This window comes from Acidovorax sp. GW821-FHT09A11, assembly GCF_059418365.1.
In genome coordinates, this window is sequence record NZ_JBWKPS010000004.1 from 686,388 (window position 1) to 708,908 (window position 22,521).

Annotated in this window: 18 protein-coding genes; 8 read left to right on the forward strand and 10 right to left on the reverse strand. The window is 67.6% G+C overall.

Going from position 1 to position 22,521, the window contains the following annotated elements; translation table 11 throughout:
* Window positions 1-151 precede the first annotated feature (151 nt).
* The gene (locus tag AC07PV_RS14245) at window positions 152-1,660 is read left to right on the forward strand and encodes a DEAD/DEAH box helicase (protein WP_218293638.1); all 1,509 of its coding nucleotides are present in this window, start codon (window positions 152-154) and stop codon (window positions 1,658-1,660) included.
* Between the two features lie 76 nt (window positions 1,661-1,736).
* On the opposite strand, the gene AC07PV_RS14250 is transcribed toward AC07PV_RS14245, so the two are convergent.
* The 8 genes from AC07PV_RS14250 to AC07PV_RS14285 form a co-directional block, all read right to left on the reverse strand.
* Window positions 1,737-2,360 carry a nitrous oxide reductase accessory protein NosL gene (locus AC07PV_RS14250; RefSeq protein ID WP_492255361.1) on the reverse strand — a complete coding sequence of 208 codons (624 nt, stop codon included), beginning with the start codon at window positions 2,358-2,360 and terminating at the stop codon, window positions 1,737-1,739.
* Between the two features lie 72 nt (window positions 2,361-2,432).
* Complete coding sequence (locus AC07PV_RS14255; protein ID WP_494598289.1) at window positions 2,433-3,014, reverse strand: nitrous oxide reductase accessory protein NosL; 582 nt, start codon at window positions 3,012-3,014, stop codon at window positions 2,433-2,435.
* A complete protein-coding gene (locus tag AC07PV_RS14260) occupies window positions 3,011-3,826 on the reverse strand; it encodes an ABC transporter permease (RefSeq protein WP_010461614.1) in 816 nt (271 codons plus the stop codon). Before AC07PV_RS14260 ends, AC07PV_RS14255 begins: the two co-directional genes overlap by 4 nt.
* Before the next feature lie 2 nt (window positions 3,827-3,828).
* On the reverse strand, window positions 3,829-4,773 hold the full coding sequence (locus AC07PV_RS14265; protein ID WP_492254764.1) for an ABC transporter ATP-binding protein: 945 nt from the start codon (window positions 4,771-4,773) through the stop codon (window positions 3,829-3,831).
* On the reverse strand, window positions 4,748-6,034 hold the full coding sequence (locus tag AC07PV_RS14270; protein WP_492245841.1) for a nitrous oxide reductase family maturation protein NosD: 1,287 nt from the start codon (window positions 6,032-6,034) through the stop codon (window positions 4,748-4,750). Before AC07PV_RS14270 ends, AC07PV_RS14265 begins: the two co-directional genes overlap by 26 nt.
* Window positions 6,034-8,655 (reverse strand): 4Fe-4S binding protein, encoded by a 2,622-nt coding sequence (locus tag AC07PV_RS14275; RefSeq protein ID WP_494630542.1) that lies wholly within the window; start codon window positions 8,653-8,655, stop codon window positions 6,034-6,036. Before AC07PV_RS14275 ends, AC07PV_RS14270 begins: the two co-directional genes overlap by 1 nt.
* Window positions 8,656-8,872: 217 nt before the next feature.
* Window positions 8,873-10,798 carry a TAT-dependent nitrous-oxide reductase gene (gene nosZ / locus AC07PV_RS14280; RefSeq protein WP_218341441.1) on the reverse strand — a complete coding sequence of 642 codons (1,926 nt, stop codon included), beginning with the start codon at window positions 10,796-10,798 and terminating at the stop codon, window positions 8,873-8,875.
* A gap of 23 nt (window positions 10,799-10,821) precedes the next feature.
* Window positions 10,822-11,178, reverse strand: a complete 357-nt coding sequence (locus AC07PV_RS14285; protein WP_218293644.1) for a hypothetical protein — start codon at window positions 11,176-11,178, stop codon at window positions 10,822-10,824.
* Window positions 11,179-11,409: 231 nt separating this feature from the next.
* On the opposite strand from AC07PV_RS14285, the gene AC07PV_RS14290 reads away from it, so the two are divergent.
* Window positions 11,410-11,826, forward strand: a complete 417-nt coding sequence (locus AC07PV_RS14290) for a c-type cytochrome (protein WP_218293645.1) — start codon at window positions 11,410-11,412, stop codon at window positions 11,824-11,826.
* 11 nt (window positions 11,827-11,837) lie between these two features.
* On the forward strand, window positions 11,838-12,884 hold the full coding sequence (locus AC07PV_RS14295) for an FAD:protein FMN transferase (RefSeq protein ID WP_494630544.1): 1,047 nt from the start codon (window positions 11,838-11,840) through the stop codon (window positions 12,882-12,884).
* 8 nt (window positions 12,885-12,892) lie between these two features.
* Here AC07PV_RS14295 and AC07PV_RS14300 read toward each other — a convergent pair whose 3' ends face one another.
* Complete coding sequence (locus AC07PV_RS14300) at window positions 12,893-13,735, reverse strand: symmetrical bis(5'-nucleosyl)-tetraphosphatase (RefSeq protein WP_494630545.1); 843 nt, start codon at window positions 13,733-13,735, stop codon at window positions 12,893-12,895.
* Window positions 13,736-13,759: 24 nt separating this feature from the next.
* Between AC07PV_RS14300 and AC07PV_RS14305 the strand changes: the two genes are divergently transcribed.
* Together AC07PV_RS14305 and AC07PV_RS14310 are read left to right on the forward strand one after the other, a co-directional pair.
* Entirely contained in the window at window positions 13,760-15,067 is a 1,308-nt protein-coding gene (locus tag AC07PV_RS14305; protein WP_218293647.1) for a hemolysin family protein, read from the forward strand.
* A gap of 156 nt (window positions 15,068-15,223) precedes the next feature.
* The gene (locus AC07PV_RS14310) at window positions 15,224-15,532 is read left to right on the forward strand and encodes an H-NS histone family protein (protein WP_218294417.1); all 309 of its coding nucleotides are present in this window, start codon (window positions 15,224-15,226) and stop codon (window positions 15,530-15,532) included.
* A 255-nt stretch (window positions 15,533-15,787) separates the two neighbouring features.
* Here AC07PV_RS14310 and AC07PV_RS14315 read toward each other — a convergent pair whose 3' ends face one another.
* Window positions 15,788-16,669, reverse strand: a complete 882-nt coding sequence (locus AC07PV_RS14315) for a helix-turn-helix domain-containing protein (RefSeq protein ID WP_494630546.1) — start codon at window positions 16,667-16,669, stop codon at window positions 15,788-15,790.
* Here AC07PV_RS14315 and AC07PV_RS14320 point away from each other — a divergent pair.
* The 3 genes from AC07PV_RS14320 to AC07PV_RS14330 all read left to right on the forward strand — a co-directional run.
* Window positions 16,668-17,198, forward strand: coding sequence for a hypothetical protein (locus AC07PV_RS14320; protein ID WP_369641779.1), 531 nt, complete (start codon window positions 16,668-16,670; stop codon window positions 17,196-17,198). The genes AC07PV_RS14315 and AC07PV_RS14320 overlap by 2 nt on opposite strands.
* Window positions 17,199-17,416: 218 nt before the next feature.
* Window positions 17,417-20,344 carry an aconitate hydratase gene (locus AC07PV_RS14325; RefSeq protein ID WP_494630547.1) on the forward strand — a complete coding sequence of 976 codons (2,928 nt, stop codon included), beginning with the start codon at window positions 17,417-17,419 and terminating at the stop codon, window positions 20,342-20,344.
* A 162-nt stretch (window positions 20,345-20,506) separates the two neighbouring features.
* On the forward strand, window positions 20,507-22,521 hold a 2,015-nt coding region (locus AC07PV_RS14330; protein ID WP_494630548.1), incomplete at its 3' end, for a PAS domain-containing protein.

Genomic DNA, 22,521 nt, shown 5'->3' on the forward strand with positions numbered 1-22,521 from the left:
AGATGGCATGCAGCGCTTGTCCCTTATGCGCTGGCAGCTATCAAAAACATAGTGAATGGCCGTCGTGCGTGCCCTGCACCACGGCTGCCGACGTGCCGCCAAAACGCTAAAAATGGCATTTTGGGCCACCGGTGCGACAATAGAGGGCTAAATGACAAGTTCCTTTTCCAATCTATCGCTGGCCGAGCCGCTGGCGCGCGCCGTGGCCGAAATGGGCTACGAGTCCATGACGCCTATCCAGGCGCAGGCCATTCCGGTGGTGCTCACCGGCCAGGACGTGATGGGCGCGGCCCAGACCGGCACCGGCAAGACGGCGGCGTTCTCGCTGCCCCTGCTGCAACGCCTGCTCAAGCACGAGAGCAGTTCCACCTCTCCCGCCCGCCACCCCGTGCGTGCGCTGGTGCTGCTGCCCACGCGGGAGCTGGCCGACCAGGTCGCCCAGCAGATCGCGCTGTACGCCAAGTACACCAAGCTGCGCAGCACCGTGGTGTTCGGCGGCATGGACATGAAGCCGCAGACCATCGAGCTCAAGAAGGGCGTCGAAGTGCTGGTGGCCACGCCGGGCCGACTGCTCGACCACATCGAGGCCAAGAACGCGGTGCTCAACCAGGTCGAGTACGTGGTGCTCGACGAGGCCGACCGCATGCTGGACATCGGTTTCCTGCCCGACCTGCAGCGCATCCTGTCCTACCTGCCCAAGCAGCGCACCACGCTCTTGTTCAGCGCCACGTTCTCGCCCGAGATCAAGCGCCTGGCCGGCAGCTACCTGCAGAACCCCGTCACCATCGAGGTGGCCCGCCCGAATGAGACGGCCTCCACGGTGGAGCAGCGCTTCTACAGCGCCAACGACGACGACAAGCGCCGCGCCATCCACCAGGTCCTCAAGACCCGGGGCTTGAAGCAGGCCTTCATCTTCGTGAACAGCAAGCTCGGCTGTGCCCGCCTGGCGCGCAGCCTGGAGCGCGAAGGCCTCAAGACGGCCGCGCTGCACGGCGACAAGAGCCAGGACGAGCGCCTGAAGGCCCTGGAAGCGTTCAAGAAGGGTGAAGTGGACCTGCTGGTGTGCACCGACGTGGCCGCCCGCGGCCTCGACATCAAGGACGTGCCGGCGGTGTTCAACTTCGACGTGCCGTTCAACGCCGAAGACTACGTGCACCGCATTGGCCGCACGGGCCGTGCGGGCGCCTCGGGCCTGGCGGTCACGCTGGTGTCGGGCAGCGATGCCCGCCTGGTGGCCGACATCGAGAAGCTGATCAAGAAAAAGATCGAACTCGAAGCCATCGAATACGAGGAAGACCAGCCGCGTGGCCGCATCAACGACGGCCGCCGCGCCTGGCGCGAAGCGGGCGAGACGGGCGACGGGCGCGATGCGATCTCGGCGGGCCCCCGCCGCGAGCGTGAACGTGAGCGCGACCACCGTGGCGGCCGCGAATCCCGCGAGACACGCGAGCAGCACCGGGGCTTCCGTCCTGCGGTCGCTTCGCGCGATCCCTTCTTCGAGAAACCGTACGAGGCCAGCACCGCCGCCGATGCGGCCCCTGCCTGGGAAGCCGCCAAGTCGGCGCCGCGCAGCAGCGTGTCGGCCAACATCAAGCCCAAGCGCAAGGTGGCCGCGCTGTTCAAGGCAGTTCAGCCGCAGACCGAGACGTCGGCACAATAATTGGGTGAAATTGGCCGCTGGCGCTTGATGAGCAAGCGCTGGATGCTCTATTTTTGATAGTGCATTGAGATCGTGGCTACGGCTGCGGTGGGCCTGCATGGACGGCGTGGTCCTGCCGCCTGCCCGGGGCCAATGACCGCAGCAGCGCCGCGTCGATGGCGCTGAACCCCAAGACCCGCCCACCACGCCGCTGCGCAAAGTGCTGCGCCGCGGCAGCGTCGGCAAAGGCCGGCAGGTTGCCCGCGCGCATGGGCCCTCGCGCGGAAGATCCATGGACATACAGCGCCTGCCGGGCATCCAGCCACGCGCCGGTGTCCGCATCGGTGACGTAGCGGGCCACGATGGCCTGCGCCGTGCGCCCACGCGCATAGTGGCCCACGTTGCCCAGGTACATCATCAGGCTCAGGGGCGAATCCAGGAACTGGGCGTCCCCGTCCGCAAAAATGACCTGCGCCGCCCAGTCGCGCGCGCGGGCCGGGAACATGCCGCACACGGGGCAGCGTGCCTCGGGGGGCACTTCGCGGGCGGCCTGCGGCGGCTGGCCCAGCGCGGGGTCGTACGGCGTCGTCGGGGCCACCACGCACACATCGTCGCCCACCATCGCGGCATCGGCGGCTGCCGCCGGGGCGCGGCGCCACCTCGGGGGCCATTGCCAGGCCCCCAGGCTGGCGGTGCCCAGCAGCACCGCCGCCAGCGCCATGCGCCGCGTGGGCGCGCGGGACGGGGCGCGGGCCGAGGGGGCCGGCCGTGGGGGCATGGGGGGCTGCATCGCCTACATCCGCGTGTCGTGCAGTGCCCCGCCGCTCAGGTCCACCATGGCGGGCGTGATCTCGGCAAAGCGCAGCACCTTGCCGCCGTATTCGGCGGCGAACTTCTTCGCGTCGGCCTCTTGCGCGAAGCTGCCGATGGTGGGGCCCATGGAGCCGTGGCGCTTGCCGCCCACCACGTAGAGGGCGGTCTTGCCGTCGATCCAGTGGCCCTGCGGGGCATTCCAGTCGGCCTGGCCCATGTCCTGCACATACACGGCCTGCACGGCGCGCACCTGCTCGCCGGCCAGCAGGGTGCTGAAAAGCTCCACCGTGTCGCAAAAGAACGAGGGCCTGTCCTGCCCCGCGAAACGCACCTGCGCCTTGGGGCCGGGGTAGTCGGCCAGCAGCATGCCGTCGAGTTCGCAACTGGTGGTGCGGTCGATCTCCACGGGTTTCAGGGACTGCGCGCTGTTGTCCGCCTGGCTGCAGCCGGTCAGGCCCGCAAGGCCCGTGAGCGTGCCCAGCGATGCGAGGGCCGCCCAGCCCAGCAGTTGGCGCCGCGTGGCGCAGGCGCATTGATATTGGTTGTGGGTTTTTTTCGTCATGGCTTGAATCTCCAGCTCGCCAGGCCCAGCGGCACCACGATCCAGCCCGCCATCACCGCGCCCATCAGCCATGGCTTGGCCAGGGCGGGGGGCACGATGCTGGTCAGGCCGTACAGGGTGCGCACGTCGTCGAGCGAGAACACGTTGAGGATGCGGAAAACGTCGGCCGGGTTGAGCAGCAGCAGATAGGCCATGGCCTCGCCGCCGACGCTGCCGCCCGTGGCCACCAGGGCGCCCAGCAGCAGCAGGTCGAACACCAGCACAAAAAAGAACCAGGCGGCAATCGCCAGGCCCGAGGCGCGTGTGCGCTCGTGCGTGAGCACCGAGAGCAGCACCGCCATGCTCAGGAACGCCAGCCCCAGCAGCACCGAGCTGATCATGAAGCCGCCGTAGTGGAACAGCGCAGCCCCGCTGAACTGCCGCACCAGCAGCACCGCCACCAGACCGAACCCCGCCAGCGTCGAGAGCGTGAGCGCCGCCGCCAGCCCCAGGTACTTGCCCAGCAGCAGCTCCAGCCGCGTGATGGGCAATGACAGCAGCAGGTCGAGCGAGCCGCGCTCGCGCTCGCCCACGATGGCGTCGAAGCCCAGCAGCAGCGCGATCAGCGGGATGAGGTAGATGACCAGGCTGACCAGGCTGGCGATGGTGAATTCGATGGAACGAAAGCCCACCGTGCCCTGCTGCGCGCCGCCAAAGTAGGCGATGGCCAGCGAGAACACGGTGAACACCAGTGCCACGGCCAGCACCCAGCGGTTGCGCATGCGGTCGCGGAACTCTTTGCCCGCGATGGTGAAGATTTGTTGGAATTCCATGGCTAGCCCTTGCGCAGGTCGAAGTACACATCCTCCAGCGAGGGCTCCTGGATCTGCAGGTCCTGCAGCGCGGCGCCCAGCGGGGCCAGCGCACCCAGCACGGCCATCTTGCTGCCGCGCGGGCAGTCCACGTGCAGGCCTTCCGGCGTTTCCGTCCCGGTGACGCCGGGCACGGCAGCGAGCAGTCCCAGCGCGGCAGGCCGGTCGGCCGCGGCCAGCGTGAGGTGGATGGTCAGCGGCATGTGCGCCTGCTCGCGCAGCGCCTGCACGCTGCCCAGGGCCTGCAGCTTGCCGGAGGCCAGGATGGCCAGGCGGTCCACGCGCTCCTGCAGTTCGGCCAGGATGTGCGAGGTGATGACGATGGTCACGCCACCCGCCTGCAGCCCGCGCAGCGTGGCGTAGAAGTCGCGGATGGCCTGCGGGTCCAGGCCGTTGGTGGGCTCGTCGAGCAGCAGCACCCGGGGCTCGCCCAGCAGGGCCTGTGCAAACCCCAGGCGCTGGCGCATGCCCTTGGAGTATTCGCGCACGGCGCGGTTGCCCGCGTGGGCCAGGCCCACGCGTTCCAGCAGCGCGGGGCATTGCGTGAGGGGCGCACCCTTGAGGCGGGCGAAGAAACGCAGCGTTTCCAGCCCGTTCAGGTTGTCGTAGAGCACCACGTTCTCGGGCAGGTAGCCCAGGTGGCGGCGGGCGGCGCGAAAGTCGCGGCCCTGCACCGTGGCGCCGCCCACCCGGATCTCGCCCGAGGTGGCGGGCGTGAGGCCCAGGATCATCTTGAACAGCGTGCTCTTGCCCGCGCCGTTGTGGCCGATGAGGCCAAAGATCTCGCCGCGCGCGATGCGCAGGTCGATGCCGTCCACGGCGTGCAGTGCGCCGTAGTGCTTGTGCGCGCCCCGCACCTCGATGGCGGGGGGCTCGCTCAGGTCAATGGGGGGAGGGTTGCGTGTCACGCTGAAAATTCCGTTGAGGTTGGTTCGGTTGCATGCGGGGTTTTGGGTCCACCACGGTGGGCACGCGCAGCACCGGAAACTGCTGGCCCACCAGGCGCAGCGCCTGCACGGCAGGGCTGGCCAGCAGCAGCTTGATGGCGGGGTGGCGCCAGGTCAGGCGGTCCACCATGTCGTTGGCCTCGTAAGGCACGTCGCCCACGCCGTTGCCGTCGCGGTCCCAGCCGAGGTAGTTGCTCCAGTGGTTGCCGCCCTCGGTGCCCCAGCGCTCGTCGCGGGCGCCCACATAGCGCACCTGCTCGCGGTTGCCGATGAAGTCGTTGCCTTCGACCTTGTTGTTTTTGGAGCCGGCCGACAGGTGCACGCCCACCGTGTTGCGGGTCACCAGGTTGCCGCGCAGGGTGATGTACTCCACGTCGTAGATGAAGAAGCCCCGGGCGTTTTCGGCCACCACGTTGTTCTCGATCACCGAGTCCTGCAGGGTGCGCAGCATGATGCCGTGGTCGCTGTTGCCCCACGCGCGGTTGTTGCGCACCACCTGGTCGCGTACCTCCATCAGCGCCAGGCCGCCACGGTTGAGGTAGGTATCGTTGTCCTCCCACAGGTTGTAGTAGGAGTTCATGTAGTGCGTGCCGTAGCGGCTGTGGTGCAGCCGGTTTCCGCGAAACACCGCGTGGTGCGACACGTCCACATACAGCGCGTCGCGCACGAAGCTGATGTGATTGCCCTCGATGCGTGCGCCCGTGGTGTTGTACAGCTGTACGCCGTTGCCGCGCTGCGACGAGTTCACATCGCGCAGGCCGGTGATGGTGTTGTGCAGCACCTGCACGTCATTGGCCTTCTCGATCCACAGGCCGAACAGGTTGTAGGTGAGGTCGTTGTGGCGCACCACGGCGCGGTGTGCACCGGGGTAGATGTAGATGCCCGCGTTCTGGTCCTTGAGGCTGGTGCCCGAGTCGCGCACGATCAGGCCTTCGATCACCACGTCGGGCGCGGTGACGCGGATGGTGTCCCCCGTCTGGCCGCCGGTGAGCGTGGGGCGGTCGATGCCGCGCAGGGTCACGGCCTTGTCGATGCGCAGGTTCACGCGGTAGAAGCCCCGCTGCACCTCCACCGTGTCGCCCGGCGCCGCGGCCGTGATGGCGGCCTGCAGGTCCTGGCCGGGGCGCACCAACACGGTGGCGGCGTGGGCGGGCAGGGCCAGCAGGCACGCAGCCAGCGCCACGCATGCGGCGAATGCGGTGGCAGCAAGGGGGGGCTTCATCACGCCAATCCCACCACGGCCTTGATGGCCAGGAAAAGCGCCGCGCCGATCAGCAGGTTCTTGAAGCCCACGTAGCTCAACATGTCCATCACGCCCGCCCGGCGGTACTGGCCCTGCCACCAGGGGCCGTCCTTCACATAGCGCTTGCCCGACAGGCGGATCAGCACCTCGTACACGCTCCAGCCAAACCACCAGCCGATGATGGCGCCCGACGACAACGTGCCCAGGGCGGTCATCACCCAGGCCACGCTGGCGGCCACGGCCAGCGAGAAGCCTGCCATTTGCAGGCCACGGCCTGATGCCCAGCCTTCGCGGCTCCAGGGCCACAGGTGGTCCACCAGCTCCAGCCAGAGCCAGCGCAGGCCTTGGCTTCCAGCCTTGTGGGCGGGGTGTGCAGGCGTTGTGGGCATGCGCGGGTCGGGCCCCTGGGCGGCCTTGGCCGAGATCTGGTCCTGCACCGTGGCGGGGTGGATCGGGATGAAATAGCCGTTCTTGCCGATGGGCGTGATTTCCAGGCCGTCCTTTTCGCGGCGTTTGCGCTCCTTGGCCAGGGGCGGGCAGCCCTTGGTGTCGGTGTAGAGAATCATGCAATCGAGGCAGTGCAGGCACTCGCGGTGGTCGATGCGGCCGTCGGCGTCGATGGCCTGGGCGCCGCAGCCCACGGCGCAGGCCTTGCAGCTGTTGCAGTCCTGCTTGCGCTTGAGGCCAAACCAGCGGAACGTGCTGGGCATGGCCAGCGAGGCACCCAGCGGGCAGATGTATTTGCAGTAGGGCCGCTCGATGAAGATCGACACGCCCAGGATGGCCGCCACGAACAGGCTGTAGGGCCAGGCGCGGTTCATCACACCGACCAGGAAGGTGGTCTTGAACGGCTCCACCTCGGCCAGCTTTTCGGCCAGTCCCATGGAGAACATCGACACCACCAACAGCCCGAAGAACACCGCGTACTTGACCCACTTGAGCCGGTCGTGCCACTTTGGCGGCAGCTGGGTCTGAAAGCGCTTGAGGCCCAGGGCACGCGCGACCTTGTAGATGCCCTCCTGCAGCGAGCCGAACGGACACATCCAGCCGCAGAACAACCCGCGCCCGAACAGGAACACGGTGACGATGATGAAGATCCAGAACAGGAAGATGAACGGGTCGGACAGGAACAGCGACCAGGTCCACTGGAACAGCAGCGAATGGAACCAGGTCAGCACCTGCGTGATGGAGGGCTGCGCCATGGCGCCAAAACCGATCCAGCCAATGCTGAGTGCCCAGAAGCTGTACTTGAAGCCGTTGACGGGCCATTTGTTCTTGTGGGTGGACAGGCGCGTGAGCTTCTCGCGCAGGGCGTACACCACGGTCACGGCGATCAGCAGCGCGGCGAACAGCGCGATCTCCACCGCGCGCGACTTCCACACGCGCACCCAGGGGGCGTCGGGCTCGTCGAGGGTGGGGCGCCCGCCTTGCAGCATGGCGGCGGGCAGCCAGTAGGGCGTGTCGAAGCTGGTGAAGCTGCGCGCGCCCGTGGCGCGGTCCACGCGGTTGCCCAGAAAGCTCAGCTTCCACGGGTAGGCGGCCGAGAACGCGGGTGAGCGGATGATGAAAATGACCGACTCGTTGTAGCTGGGCGCGCCTGCGGCCTCGATGCCATACAGATTGAGCGCGTCCAGGTCGCGGAAGGTGAACGAATCCGCCCCCTGGCGCACCTGCACGCGGTCGTAGATGCCGCCGCGCACGAAGCCCGAGCCCTTGAACGACTCCTTGCCGCCGGTGCGGATGATGAAGAAGGCGTGTTCGCCCTCCTTGAGCTGCAGGCGCAGGTTGTGCCAGCCGTTCTCGCCCAGCAGGCTCTTGCCCAGGTCGGGGTGGTTCAGGTCGCCAAACCACAGCTCGATGAAGGGCTCGGGGCCCTTGTCCAGCCCCACTTGTTCGGGCGCCACCCGCAGGCGCTGTACGGTGCCTTGCTGCACCAGCTCGGCCCAGCTCAGGCGTTTGCCGGTTTCCGCATAGCGGGCCGGCTCGCGCACCGTGGGCGCGAGGATGCCCACCTGCCGCGCCACGGCCGAGCCCGAGGCCATCATGACCTGGTTCTGCGCGATCACGGTGACGGTGGCGCCGGAGATGGCGTCGAGGCCCAGCACGTTTTCATCGGGGCGCGACTGGCCCACCTCGATCTTGTCGGCCACCGACTTGCCCAGGTACTGGGCGTTGAACTTGAGCAGTGCGGATTCCGGAATGCCCAGCAGCAGGATGGGCTCGGAATGCTTGAGCACCTTCACGCCCACGAAGCGGCCCTCCTTGTCCATGCCGATCAGCGTGACCACGGGCTTGCCCGAGTAGGCGGGGGTGTCCGTGATGTCGGTGGACAGCATCACATAGCCCAGCAGCTTTTTCTGGGCACTGTTGTTGTCGTAGGCCTCCACATAGGGCGGCTGGCCCTTGCGTTCAGAAAAATGACTGGCGCCGGGAAACACGTCCTTGCACGGCACCAGCGCGCACATGTCGCGCGCGGTAGCGAGTTCCGCAGGCAGCTCGGCCTCGTAGGCGCCTGCGGCGGCATGGGCGCGCGGCGCCAGCCAAAGGGCTGCCAGAAAGACCAGAAGAAGCGTGGCGAACTGCCGACGGAGGGATGTCATGAAACTATCTTTTTGATAGCTGCTAGCGCTTATCCAGTAAGCGGTAGAGCACGATTTGGCATAAAAAATGAGCGTAGCCTGCGCAACTGGCGCGGCCCAAGCCAGCGACCGCTGCGCAAGGGCCGCCCCGCCGCGCTGGCGGTGTCCCCCTTCCGCAGCGCGTAGCGCTGCAAGAGAAGGGGGAAGGCGCGCAGCGCCTCAGGGGGATGCCGCCTGGCTATGCTTCCACAATCATCCGCGTGCGCATCTCCAGGTGGAGTGCATGGCAGAAGTGCGTGCAGTAGCACCAGAACACACCGGGCTTGTCGGCCACGAAGGACACGGATGCGGTCTCCAGCGGATTCACGATGAAGTTCACGTTGTAGTTCGGGATCGCGAAGCCGTGCGTCAGGTCTTCGATCTTGTCCAGGTTGGTCAGGATCAGCGTGACCTCGTCACCCTTCTTGAGCTTGAACTCGCGCAGGCTGAAGGCCGGGGCTTGCGAAGTCATCTTCACGGTGACCTTCTTGCCGTTGCGGAACACGCCGGACTCCTTGGGATCCTTGACGGCCAGCGGGAACTCGTCGAGCGTGTAGACCTGCTTGGGGCGCACCAGGTCGCGCTTGAAGATGATGAAGTCGTGCGGCTCGCCGCGCACGGGGTGGTCGGCCATCAGCACCATCTTCTCGCCCGAGATGTCGATGAGCTGCTCGTTCTCGGGGTGCAGCGGGCCCACGGGCAGGAAGCGGTCCTTGGAGAACTTGCAGCCCACCGCCAGGAACTTGCCGTCGGCGGCCTTGGTCTCGGACTGCGAGGCGTTCAAGTGGCCCGGCTGGTACTGCACATCGAGGCGGTCCACCACGTACTTGGCGGTCTTGTCGCCCGCGTGGAACTTGATGGCGGCCTCCACGTTCCACTTCACGACCTGGCTGTCCAGGAAGAGCGTGGTGTAGGCATTGCCACGGCCGTCGAAGGCGGTGTGCAGCGGACCCAGGCCCAGCTCCACCTCGGCCACGATGGCGGAGTCCAGCTTTTCGAGCTTGCCGTCGAAGTAGTCGAGCACCTTGGCCAGCTCGATCACGGTGCCGGTGGGCGAGAGCTTGCCGGCGCAGATGAAGTACTTGCCATCGGGGCTGGCGTTCACGCCGTGCGGGTTCTTGGGCACCGACACGTACGCGGTAAGCGCCGTCTTGGGGTCCTTGTTCGCCTCGTGGGTGCCGTCCACCACGGGCACCTTGCTGGTGCCGATGGTCTTGAACTTGCCAGCCTTCACGGCGGCCTCGATGCGGCCCACGTTGAAGAACAGGCAGGCGTCGCGTTCGGCGGCCATCATGTCCTCGTACTTCGCGCCCATCTCCACGTTGTACTGGTTGGTGGCCGCGAGCTTGCCGTCGTACGACGTGGCGACCAGGTCGCAGTTGCCGTCGATCAGCACTTGCCAGCGCACTTCCATCGTTTCTGCATCGACGCAGCTGAACATGGAGCGGTACTTGCTCGAATCTTCCGTGCCGGTGTTGGGCATGGGAATGGCGAATTCACCGCCGCAGAACACGCGCGTGGTGTAGTTGATGGCCGGGTCCACCGGGTCGGCCTTGTCCGGGAAGATGCCGTGGAAGCCCTGCACGTTGGGCAGCTCGGTGATCTTGTCGCAGATGAAATAGTCAAGGCGGATGCGCGCGATGCGGCTGTTGATCTTGTCGTTGATCCAGGCGTAGCGGCCGTCGTAGTTGCCGTCCTTGTACGAGGCGTGCGTGTGGTGGGTGTCGGCCACCGTGTACTTCAGGCTGCCATCGGGCTTGGTGCCCATGATCTTCTTGCTCTCGTTGGTCACGCCCCAGCCCACGAGCGCGTCGGGCACGAAACAGGGGATGCGTGTGATCTCGCGGCCCGAGGGCAGGCCCAGCACGCGCATGTCGCCTGTGTGGCCACCGCTCCACAGGCCGTAGTACGTGTCCAGCTCGCCCGGCTTCAGGTGCGGGTTCGCGCCGGTGCCGGCATGGCCTGCCGCGGACGCGGCCGGAGCGGGTGCCGCGGGGGTGGCCGCATTGGGCTTTTCGGTGCAGGCGGCGACGCCGGCGGTCAATCCGACCAGGGCCGCCGTGTTGATGAAGCTGCGTCGGCCCATGCCGGCGGCGGGTTGCGGACTGTCTTTTCTCTCGTTCATGGTTTTTCCTCTTTTGGGATGGCTCAGTTGAAAAAGGGGGGCGCCCGGGCGGGCGGGTGGGTCCGTGCGCTGGCGGCCATGCAGCGGCGCAGGGGCGCGCGGGGCGTGCCATCGGGCGGGGCCGTGAAGGCCTGTGCGGCGGCGGGTGCCACGGGCGGCGCGTCGGCGGCCAGGCACAGCGGGCATTGCATGCCGGCGGAGTCGGTGGAGACCAGCCCGTCGGCGGTCCGCAGGAAAAGCTGGGCGCCGCCACTGCCCGCGCAGATGAGTTCGACGGCCTGTGGCTGCAGCATGGGCGAGGCCACCGCGGCACCGAGCGCCATGACGAACCACGCCAGCACCCACAGGCGCAGTGATCGGAGGGCGTGGTGATCTTGCATGGCCTGGATAATAGATTCACATAATATGAATCAATTTGATCTGGATCATGCTTCGGCGGGGCCCGCACCTGCCCAAAACTGCCTCTTGCACCTACAGTCAATACGCCAGCCTGAAGAGGGCGCGGGCATGGCCCGCAGGGCTGCTTTCAGGTTGCACCGTGGACGCGTTTCGCGCGGGGCCACGGGCTCTTTGGACTGGTTGTTTCAATGACGAAGAACAGGATGTATGCGATGCAAAAGAAAACCGTGATGGTCGCCGTGGCGATCCTGGCTGCACTGCTGGCCGGCTGTGGCGACAAGAAGCCGGAGCCCGCCCCGGCCGCGGCCCCCGCTGCCACGGCGGCACCGGCCCCCGCGCCCGCGGCGGCCCCTGCCGCCCCGGCCGCCGCAGAGAACGAACTGGGCAAGAGCGTGTTTGGCAAGACCTGCGCCATGTGCCATGCCGCTGGCGTGGCCGGTGCCCCCAAGCCGGGCGACAAGGCCGACTGGGGCCCGCGCATCGCCCAGGGCAAGGACACGCTGTACAAGCATGCGATCGAGGGCTTTACCGGGGCCAAGGGCATGATGCCCGCCAAGGGGGGCTCCGCCAACCTGACCGATGCCGAGGTCAAGGCCGCCGTGGACTTCATGGCCGACAAGTCGCTCTGACCGGAGGCGCCATGCAGCAAGCATCTGTGCGCCCCCACGGCCTGTCGCGCCGCCGCCTGGTGATGGCGCTGCCCTTGCTGGGCGGCGCGGTCTGGAGTGCGGGAGCGGCCGCAGGTGGACGGGGGTTGTCTGAACGCAGCTCGCGGCCCCTGATGGGCACGCAGGTGGACATGGCGGTGGAGGGCGTTGACCGCGCGCTGCTGCGCCAGGCCATGGACCGGGCCTATGCGGAGATGCAGAGGCTGGAGGCGCTCATGAGCCGCTACCAGCCCCGCAGCGTGGTCAGCCGCATCAACCTCGCGGCGGGCATCATGCCCGTGGCGGTGCCACCCGAAGTCATGGCGGTGCTGCAGGGCGCGCAGCGCGTGTCGGCGATGAGCCGTGGGGCCTTTGATGTGACCGTGGGGGCTTTCAAATCCTGGAACTTTGGTCCCGGCGACAAGGTGGTGCCCGGCGCCAGCGAGATCGCGCGGCAGCTGCCGCTGGTGGATGCGCGCGGCCTGGTGCTGGATGGGGCCGCAGGCACGGCCTTCCTGGCCCGTCAGGGCATGGCGCTGGACCTGGGCGGCATCGCCAAGCTCCCGATCCTGGAAGCCGGCATGAACATGCTGCGCTCCGAGGGGGTCGAGAACGCCATGATCAACGGCGGCGGCGATGTGCTGACCCAGGGGTTGTGGCAGGGCCGGCCCTGGCGCGTGGGGCTGCGCGACCCGCGTTCCCCGGAGCATCTGCTGGGCGTGGTGGCCGTGGCGGGCACCGGTGTGGTGGCCTCGTCGGGCGACTATGAACGTTTCTTCTTCCACGAAGGCCGGCGCCAGCACCATGTGCTCAATCCGCGCACCGGCCGCCCGTCATCGGGCGTGCATGGCGTGAGCCTGGTGGCGCGGGATGTGGCGGCCGTCAACGGCCTGGGCGCCGCGCTGATGGTGCGGGGCCCGCAGGCGGGCAGGGCACTGGCGCAGCGCATGCCGGGGCTGGCCCTGCTGATCGCCGGGCAGGACGGTGGGGTCTGGCAGTCGGCGGCCATGTCGGCCCTGCTGGAGCCCGTGCCGTCCTGAGGGTGCATTCAGCCCGGGGCCTGGGCCTGCTCGCAGTGCACCTGCAGCAGTTCGCGCTCTGCCAGCGTCGCGCCAAAGCGCACGGCGCTCAGGCAGCCGCCCCACACGCAGCCCGTGTCCAGCCCCAGCAGATCGTTGCGGTGGAGCCAGCCCAGCGTGGACCAGTGGCCGAAGGCCACCAGCGTGCCCGCGGTGCGCCGGCCCGGCACGTCGAACCAGGGCATCAGGCCGGGCGGTGCGGCATCCGCGCTTTCGGTGCTTTCGAAATCCATCACGCCGTCGGCCGAGCAAAAGCGCAGCCGGGTGAGCGCGTTCACGATCACGCGCAGGCGGTCAGCGCCTGTCAGGTCGTCCCGCCACTGGTCGGGGGTGTTGCCGTACATCGCGTGCAAAAAACCGGGCAGATCGGGGCCGCGCAATACCGCGTGCACTTCATCCGCGTATCCCAGGGTATCTGCGGCAGACCAGGCGGGCAGCACGCCCGCGTGCACCATCAGCAGCGCCTGCCCGGCATGCGTGTGGGCACGGGCCAGTGGCTGCTGGCGCACCCAGTCAAGCAGCGCCGCGCGGTCGGGGGCGTCCAGCACCGTGCCCAGCGTGTCGCGCCGCGAGGGCTTGCGCGCGCAGTGTGCGGCGGCCAGCAGGTGCAGGTCGTGGTTGCCCAGCAGGCAGCGCAGGGCGTCGCCCTGGGCCATGCAGCGGCGTAGGACCGCGGCGGAGTCCGGCCCCCGGTTGACGAGGTCGCCCAGCAGGTAGACGGTGTCGCGGCTGGGCGAAAAGCCGATCACGTCGAGCAGGTGCCCGAGGGCGCTGTCGCAGCCCTGAATGTCCCCGATACAGTAAAGTGCCATGGTGTGTTTCTTATCCGGTGAAGCATGGATTTTCTGCTGATCGCGCTGCTGACCTTGCTCAATGGCGTGTTCGCGATGTCTGAACTCGCCCTGGCGTCCAGCCGCAAGTCGCGCCTGGCCACCATGGCCGAGGCCGGTGACAAGGGCGCGCAGGCGGCCCTGGCGCTGCTGGACAACCCCACGCAGTTCCTCTCGTCCGTCCAGGTGGGCATCACGTCCATCGGCATGCTCAACGGCATCATTGGCGAGGCGGCCTTCAGCGACGGCCTGGGTATCTGGCTGCAGGAGGCCGGAATGCCCGCCCGCCCCGCCGGCATCGCGGCCACCGCGCTGGTGGTGACGGTCATCACCTTCATCACCATCGTGTTTGGCGAGCTGGTGCCCAAGCGCATCGGCCAGCTTTATCCGGAAACCGTGTCCCGGGTGGTCGCGCGCCCCATGGCCTGGGTGGCGAAGGTGGCCAAGCCATTCGTGCGGCTGCTCTCGCTCTCGACGCAGGGCGTGCTGGCGCTGATGCGCGTGGACAACGCGGCGGGGCGCGCCGTCACCGAGGAGGAGATCGTGGCCAGCCTGGAAGAGGGCCGCGATGCCGGGGTGATCGAGCACCATGAGCACCAGATGGTGCGCAACGTGTTCCGGCTCGATGACCGGCCGCTCACCTCGCTCATGGTGCCCCGCAGCGACGTGGCCTGGCTGGATGCCGGACTGACGGTGGCCGAGGGGTTGCGCATGGCCGGCAGCGGCGGGGAGCAGGGCGCGCATTCCTGGTATCCGGTGTGCCGGGGCTCGCTGGATGAGGTGGTGGGGCTCCTGAGCGTGGCGCGCCTTCTCGAACTCGGCCCGCAGGCGCAGGGGCTGCTCGAGCGCCATGCGCAGCCCGCGGCTTTCCTTCCGGAAACGCTGAGCGGCATGGAGCTGCTGGAGCAGTTTCGCGCGCGCTCGGGGCGCATGGTGTTTGTGGTCGATGAATATGGCGTGGTGCAGGGCATCATGACCCCGCGCGATTTACTCGAAGCCATTACCGGCGAATTGCAGCCGGGCGCGGCCACGGACGCATGGGCCACCGCGCGGGGCGATGGCACCTGGCTGCTCGACGGCCTGGTGCCGGTGGCCGAGCTCAAGGCGCGGCTGGATATTCGGGATTTACCCGGTGAAGGGCGGGGGCGCTATAACACCTTGGCCGGCCTTTTGATGGCGGAAACCGGACATTTGCCTGCCATTGGCGAGAGAATCGGCTGCGCCGGATGGATATTTGAAGTGCTCGAGCTCGACGGCAAGCGCATCGACAAGGTATTGGCGCAGCCGGAGCCACCGGCCGCCTCCAGTCTCTGAAAGGCCCGGCACCAATACCCCGCCGCAGGGTGCCATTCATTATGGGCATGGCGGGTAATATGGAAATTCCATGAATTTGAAGAGATGGATGGCAAAGGCGGCAGATTATTCATATAATTCATCCGTCACACATCCTCCACCCTGAACCCTGACACCATGACCACCAGCTATAAAGAACTGTTGAAGCAGCGCGAAGCCCTTGAGCAACAAATCAGCGAGGCCCGCCGGCGTGAATTGTCGGACGCGGTGTCCCAGGTTCGTTCCCTGGTGGCCGAATATGGCTTGACCGCCCAGGACGTGTTTCCCGCAGGCAAGGCCGCTGGCAAGGCCACGGGGCGCAGCTCCACCGCTGGCACCAAGGTGGCTCCCAAGTACCGCAATCCCGCCACGGGCGAAACCTGGACGGGCCGTGGCAAGGCGCCCAAGTGGATTCAAAACGAGAGCCGCGAGAAGTTTGCCATTTAAAAAGGCGGCAAACCGCTGCCGCCAGGAATTCTTCAGGCATATCGGATGGCCTGATTCGCCTGAAGGCCCGGTACGGCATGGCTGCACAGCCATCGCACAGAAAATAAAGCCCGCACCCGCGGGCTTTTTTTATGCGCCATTTACTTCGTGCATTCAGCGAATGAGCCCGGGTACCCAGGGGCCTCTTGGGGCGGCGGCGGGGCAGGGGTTTCTTATGGGCTCGCGGCCGCTGAAGGCCCTTCGAGCCCATTGGTATCACGCGGGTTCCTGCGGATGTGGTTGCGAGGCCACCTTGCGCAAAACCTCCGCCGTGAAATCGTCGGCCGGAAAGAATGATTCCACGGCCAGTTCCTGCAGGGTCACGTCCACCGGGGTGCCAAATATCGTGGTCGTGCTGATGAGCGAGAGCATTCCGTGCACGCTTTCAAAGCAGAACGGCATTACCACGCCCAGCATTTCACCCGCCAGAACCGGCGCGCCCGGTGCCTGCGGCGCGGGATATTCCTGTAACTCGGCCTGCAGGGCGATCAGCGCCGGGTCGGCGGTGGCCTGTATTTGCTGGCGCAGGCGTTCAAACAGGTGGGCCCGCCATTGCGGCAGATTGGCGATGCGGGGGGCCAGGCCCTGGGGATGCAGGCTCAGGCGAAACACGTTGATCGGGGGCGCGAGCAGTTCCGGGCTCACGTGCGAGGCCAGCAGGGCCTGGGCAGCCTGGTTCGCCGCCACCACGTTCCAGCAGCGGTCGAGCGCGATGGCGGGGCAGGGTTCGTGCCCCTTGAGCACCAGCTCGACGGCCTGGCGCGCCGCCGCGAGGGCGGGGTCGTCCAGTGCGCGCTCACGGTACATCGGCGCGTAGCCGGCCGCCACGAGCAGGGCATTGCGCTCGCGCAGCGGGATGGCCAGCCGTTCGCACAGGCGCAGCACCATGTCGCGGCTCGGGTTGGTGCGTCCGGTTTCCATGAAGCTCACATGCCGCGTGGAGATGTCGGCCTCGTCGGCCAGTTCCAGCTGGCTCAGGTGCCGCTGCTGGCGCCAGGCGCGCAGATGGTCGCCAAACGATGCGGGCCCCGGCGGCGCCGCGCGGTGCGGCAGGCTGGGGCGCACAGGGCGGTGCGAAGGGGGGGATGTGGAGGTCATGGGCCACATCCTAGGGGGAAAGAGCGTGCAGGCCATTACCTGCCAGGTCATCGACGCCGTGCACCGGGACGGGAACGATGCAGGCCTGTTCTTCATTTTTTTACCCACCAAGGAGTCTTCCATGTTCAACCTGATGTCTTCCCCCCGATTCCTGCGCGCCGTGGTCTGGTTCGATGCCTCCACCGGTGTGCTGCTCGGTGCCCTGCACCTGCTGCTGACGGCGCCGCTGGCCGGGTGGCTGGGTCTCGCGCCGGGGCTGCTGCAGGCCTCGGGCGTGCTGCTGCTGGGCTACGCCGCCCTGGCCACCGCCATCGCGCGGTCCGAGCCCATGCCCCGTGGCTGGCTGTGGGTGCTGATCGTTGGCAACTTCGCCTGGGCGCTGGCCAGCCTGGCGCTGCTGCTGGGCTCCGCGGCCGCGCCCACCCTGCTGGGCCAGGCCTATCTGCTGGTGCACGTGGTGTCCGTCGCCCTGCTGGCCGAACTGCAGTGGATGGGCGTGCGCCGCCTGCCCGCATGGGCCGCCGCTTGACGGGTATCCATCGTTTGCTCTTGAATTAATAGCATCTGGCGCTTGTCGCACAAGCGCCAGGGGCATTCTTGATTCATTTGCCATGCGGCGGCGGCGTGGGCCGGAGCACCGGCCTGCGCCGCACCGGCACCGGGGCCCGGCGGCCCGCATAGCCCCACGATTGCACCGTCACGCAGGACTGCCAGAATAGGCCTTGTTGCCTTTCACAGGAGTTCGCCATGGCCTCATCGCCCAAGCCCGCCCGTCACGCGTTTGCCAACACCCTCAAGAGTTTCAGGACAGCGTCCGGCAAGGAGGGCCAGTTCTACTCCCTGCCCGCGCTGGCCCGGCAGTTTCCCCAGATCCACCGCCTGCCCGTGTCGATTCGCATCGTGCTCGAATCGGTGCTGCGCAACTGCGATGGCCGCAAGGTGACCGCCGAGCATGTCAAGGAGTTGGCCCACTGGGTGCCCAAGGCAGACCGCAAGGACGAAATTCCCTTTGTGGTCTCGCGCGTGGTGCTGCAGGACTTCACCGGCGTGCCGCTGCTGGCCGACCTGGCCGCCATGCGCAGCGTGGCCGTGAAGCTGGGCAAGAACCCCAAGAAGATCGAGCCGCTGGTGCCCGTGGACCTGGTGGTGGACCACTCGATCATGATCGACCACTACGGCAAGAAGAATTCGCTCGACCTGAACATGAAGCTCGAGTTCCAGCGCAACCGCGAGCGCTACGAGTTCATGAAATGGGGCATGCAGGCGTTCGACACCTTCGGCGTGGTGCCTCCGGGCTTTGGCATCGTGCACCAGGTGAACCTCGAATACCTGGCGCGCGGCGTGCACAAGCGCAAGGACGGCGTCTACTACCCCGACACCCTGGTGGGCACCGACAGCCATACCACCATGATCAACGGCATCGGCGTGGTGGGCTGGGGCGTGGGCGGCATCGAGGCCGAGGCCGCCATGCTGGGCCAGCCGGTGTACTTCCTCACGCCCGACGTGGTGGGCTTCGAGCTCACGGGCCAGCTGCGCGAGGGCGTGACGGCCACCGACCTCGTGCTCACGGTGACCGAGATCCTGCGCCAGCACAAGGTGGTGGGCAAGTTCGTGGAGTTCTTTGGCGAGGGCACGCGCACGCTGTCGCTGCCCGATCGCGCCACCATCGGGAACATGGCGCCCGAGTACGGAGCCACCATGGGCTTCTTCCCGGTGGATGAAAAGACCATCGACTACTTCCAGGGCACGGGCCGCACCAAGGGCGAGATCGAGGCCTTCGAGGCGTACTTCAAGGCCCAGGGCCTGTTCGGCGTGCCGCTGGCGGGCGAGATCGACTACTCGCAGGTCGTGCGGCTGAACCTGGGCGACGTCACGCCCAGCCTGGCGGGCCCCAAGCGCCCGCAGGACCGCATCGAGCTGGGCAAGGTCTGCAGCCAGTTCGCCGACCTGTTCAGCAAGCCCATCGCGCAAAACGGCTTCAACCGCCCGGCCGAGCTGCTGCACACCCGCCACCATGTGCGCCCGTCCGACGCGCCGGCCGAGGTGAGCGCACCCGCCGAGAAGCCCCTGCCCTCGGGCGCGCCGCGCTTCGTGGTGGAGATGGAGCACAACAAGCCCACCCTGGCCGCCGCGCACGCCGAGGTGCCCGCCCAGCAGGCCAGCCGCGCTGGCGACGTGACCCTGGGCAACGGCGACGTGCTGATCGCCGCCATCACCAGCTGCACCAACACCAGCAACCCCAGCGTGCTGCTGGCCGCGGGCCTGCTGGCCAAGAAGGCGGTGGAGGCGGGGCTCAAGGTCAAGCCGCACATCAAGACATCGCTGGCGCCCGGCTCGCGCATCGTCACTGAATACCTCACGCAGACCGGCCTGCTGCCCTACCTGGAAAAGCTGGGCTTCGCGCTCGCCGGCTACGGCTGTACGACCTGCATCGGCAATGCGGGCGACCTCACGCCCGAGCTGAATGAGGCCATCACCAGCAACGACCTCGTGTGCGCGGCCGTGCTCTCGGGCAACCGCAACTTCGAGGCGCGCATCCACCCCAACCTCAAGGCCAACTTCCTGGCCAGCCCGCCGCTGGTGGTGGCCTACGCCATCGCGGGCACGGTGCTCAAGGACCTGATGACGGAGCCCGTCGGCAAGGGCAAGGGCGGGCGCGACGTCTACCTGGGCGACATCTGGCCGACCAGCGACGAGATCCACCAGCTGATGAAGTTCGCGATGAACGGCAAGGCCTTCCGCGAGAACTACGCCAAGGTGGGCTCCGACCCCGGCAAGCTCTGGGAAAAGATCAAGGGCGTGGGCGGCAATGCCTACACCTGGCCCGCCAGCACCTACATCGCCGAGCCGCCGTTTTTTGCCCAGTTTGCTCTTGAAAAAGGAGCTGCCAGTGCAGATGGATCAAGCGCTGGCGGCCAAAATGACGCAAAACTTCCGTCCGTGCTGGGTGCGCGCATCATGGCGCTGTTCGGCGACTCCATCACCACCGACCACATCTCGCCCGCCGGTTCCATCAAGGAAAGCTCGCCCGCGGGCCAGTGGCTGCTGCAGCACGGCGTGATGAAGCAGGACTTCAACAGCTATGGCGCGCGGCGCGGCAACCATGACGTGATGATGCGCGGCACCTTCGCCAACGTGCGCATCAAGAACCTCATGATTGCCCCCACGGCCGACGGCTCCCGCGAGGAGGGCGGCGTCACGGTGTTCCAGAACGAGGGCGCGCTGCAGGGCGAGAAGATGTTCATCTTCGACGCCGCCATGCAGTACATCGCCCAGCGCACCCCCACGGTCATCTTCGCCGGCGAGGAATACGGCACGGGCTCCAGCCGCGACTGGGCGGCCAAGGGCACGCAGCTGCTGGGCATCAAGGCCGTGGTGGCGCGCAGCTTCGAGCGCATCCACCGCTCCAACCTGGTGGGCATGGGCGTGTTGCCCCTGCAGTTCCGGGCGGGCGAGTCGTGGGAGACGCTGGGGCTCACCGGCAGCGAGGTGATCGATGTGGTGCCGGACCCCGCGCTCACCCCGCAAAGCGATGCGCAGCTCGTCATCCGCCGCGCGGACGGCTCGCGCCAGGAGGTCACGGTCACGCTGCGCATCGACACGCCGATCGAGGTGGACTACTACCAGGCGGGGGGCATCCTGCCCTTTGTGCTGCGCCAGCTGCTGGCCGGCTGAAGATGATGCGGGGGTGGCCGGCGCTGCGGCGCCGCGCCCCGGGGGCCGCGCGCCCAGTCAGCCGTGTGCCAGGGAGACCGTAAAGAATGTGAATGCCTGCTTACTCGCCGATACACTTGTGACGTTGTGTCGAAATAGAGTCCTGCACTGCCTCACGCCCGTATGCCCCCTTCCACCCGCTTCAGGCCCTATCGCGCGCTGCTGACGGACACACCAGCCGTCACGGTGGTGCTGGTGGTGGCCGCGCTGGCGGCCGTGATGGTGCCGCTGGCGCAGATGATGGGCGATGGCGCGGGTTCCCAGCACGGCCTGGAGCCTTTCATGGAACTGGTGGCCGTGCTGCTCGGGCTGCTGGTGGTGTCGGTATCGCTGCACACCCTCGAAGCCCCCGAGCAAACCCGTGCCAACGTGCTGGTGGCGGGTTTCGGCGTGGCGGCGGCATGCAATTTTCTCCACGGCGTGCTGGCGCATTCGACCTCGGTCCACATGCCCACGGGCACGGCCGGCATCTCGCTGTGGCTCAGCAGCTGGGCCCGGGTGGCGGAGACGCTCACCCTGCTGCTCACGGCGGTGCACCTCACCGCCGCGGGCCCTGCCAAGGCGTGGCTGGCCGCCTCCGCCGGCATGGCGCTGCTGCTGCTGGGAACGGCGCTGGGGCCGCTGCCCGCATCGTTTGCGCAGGCCGCGGGCGGAGCCTTGCGGCAGTACCTGGCGTTCGGGCTCGTGCTGGTGCTGGCGGCGGTGGCCCTGCTGCTGCACCGCGATGCGGTGCGCCGGGGGCAGGCGCGCGAGCGCGTTTTCGCCTGGGCGGCGGCGGCCTTCGCCTGCGGTGAACTTTCGGTGGGCCTGCTGGGCGGCCATTCTCCCGTGGGCGGCCCGCTCGCCCACGGCTGGCGCATCGTGGCCTATGCGCTCCTGTACCAGGCGGTGTTCAACGCGGGCATCCGCCAGCCGTTTGCGCGTGTGCAGGAGGCCGAGCGGCTGCTGCGCGAAAGCCAGGGCCGCCTGTCGCTGCTTGGGCGCAACCTGCCCCACAGCGTGCTGTACCAGGTGGTGCGCGAGCACGACGGGCGCACGCACTTCGTGCACATGGGCGAGGCCATTGCCCGCCTCAACGGGGTCAGCGTCGAGGACGTGGTGCGCAACCCCAGCGTCCTGTACGGGCAGATCCTCGAGGAAGACCGCGCGCGCCTGCTGTGGGCCCAGGAGAACTCCTTCGTGAACATGGCAGCGGTGGAAGAGGTCTTCCGGATGCGCCGCCCGGACGGCCAGCTGCGCTGGATGCACCTGAGCGCCTCGCCGCGCCGGCTCGACGATGGCCGGGTGATGTGGGACGGTGTGCAGACCGATATCACCGCGCACCACCTGGCCGAGGAAGCCTCCCACGCGCACGAGGCCCTGATGGCCAACATGCTGCGGCAGGTGCCTGGCGGGGTGGCACGGCTGGACCGCGACCTGCGCGTGCTCTACGTCAATGAACAGCAGGCCCGCTGGCTGCACCGCGAGCCCGCGCAGCTGCAGGGGCAACTGCTGAGCGATGTACTGGAGCCCGAAGTGATGCAGCGCATGCAGCCTCATTTCGACAAGGCGTTCGCGGGCGAGGCGGCGGTGTTCGAGAACCGCATCGACGGACCCGGCGGCACCCAGTGCCACCACACCACCATCGCCCCCGAAAGCGTGACGGACCAGGGCGTGCCCGCCGTGGTGCTGTTCGCCTACGACCTCACCGAGCTCAAGCGCATCGAGGAAGAGCTTGCGCACCAGAAGGCACACCTTGCGCGCGTGGTCAACGCCATGCCCGACATGGTGTTCCTCAAGGACGCGCAGGGTGTCTACCTGTCGGTCAACCCCGTGTTCGAGCGCTTTGCCGGGCGGCCGGAGCGCCAGATCGTGGGTTGCAGCGATTTCGATCTGGTGGCGCAGCCCGAGGCCGAGCGGTTCCGCAACTACGACCTGCGCGCCATGCAGGCCTGGCAGCCGCTGGTGTACGAGGAAACGCTCACTTTCGCCGAGGATGGCTACCAGGGCCAGTTCGAGACCATCAAGACCCCCATCCGCGACCTGCACGGCCGCGTGACCGGCGTGCTGGGCGTGTGCCGCGACATCACGGACCGCAAGCGAGCGGAGCAGGAGATCGAGCGCCTGGCGTTCTTCGACGCGCTGACGGGCCTGCCCAA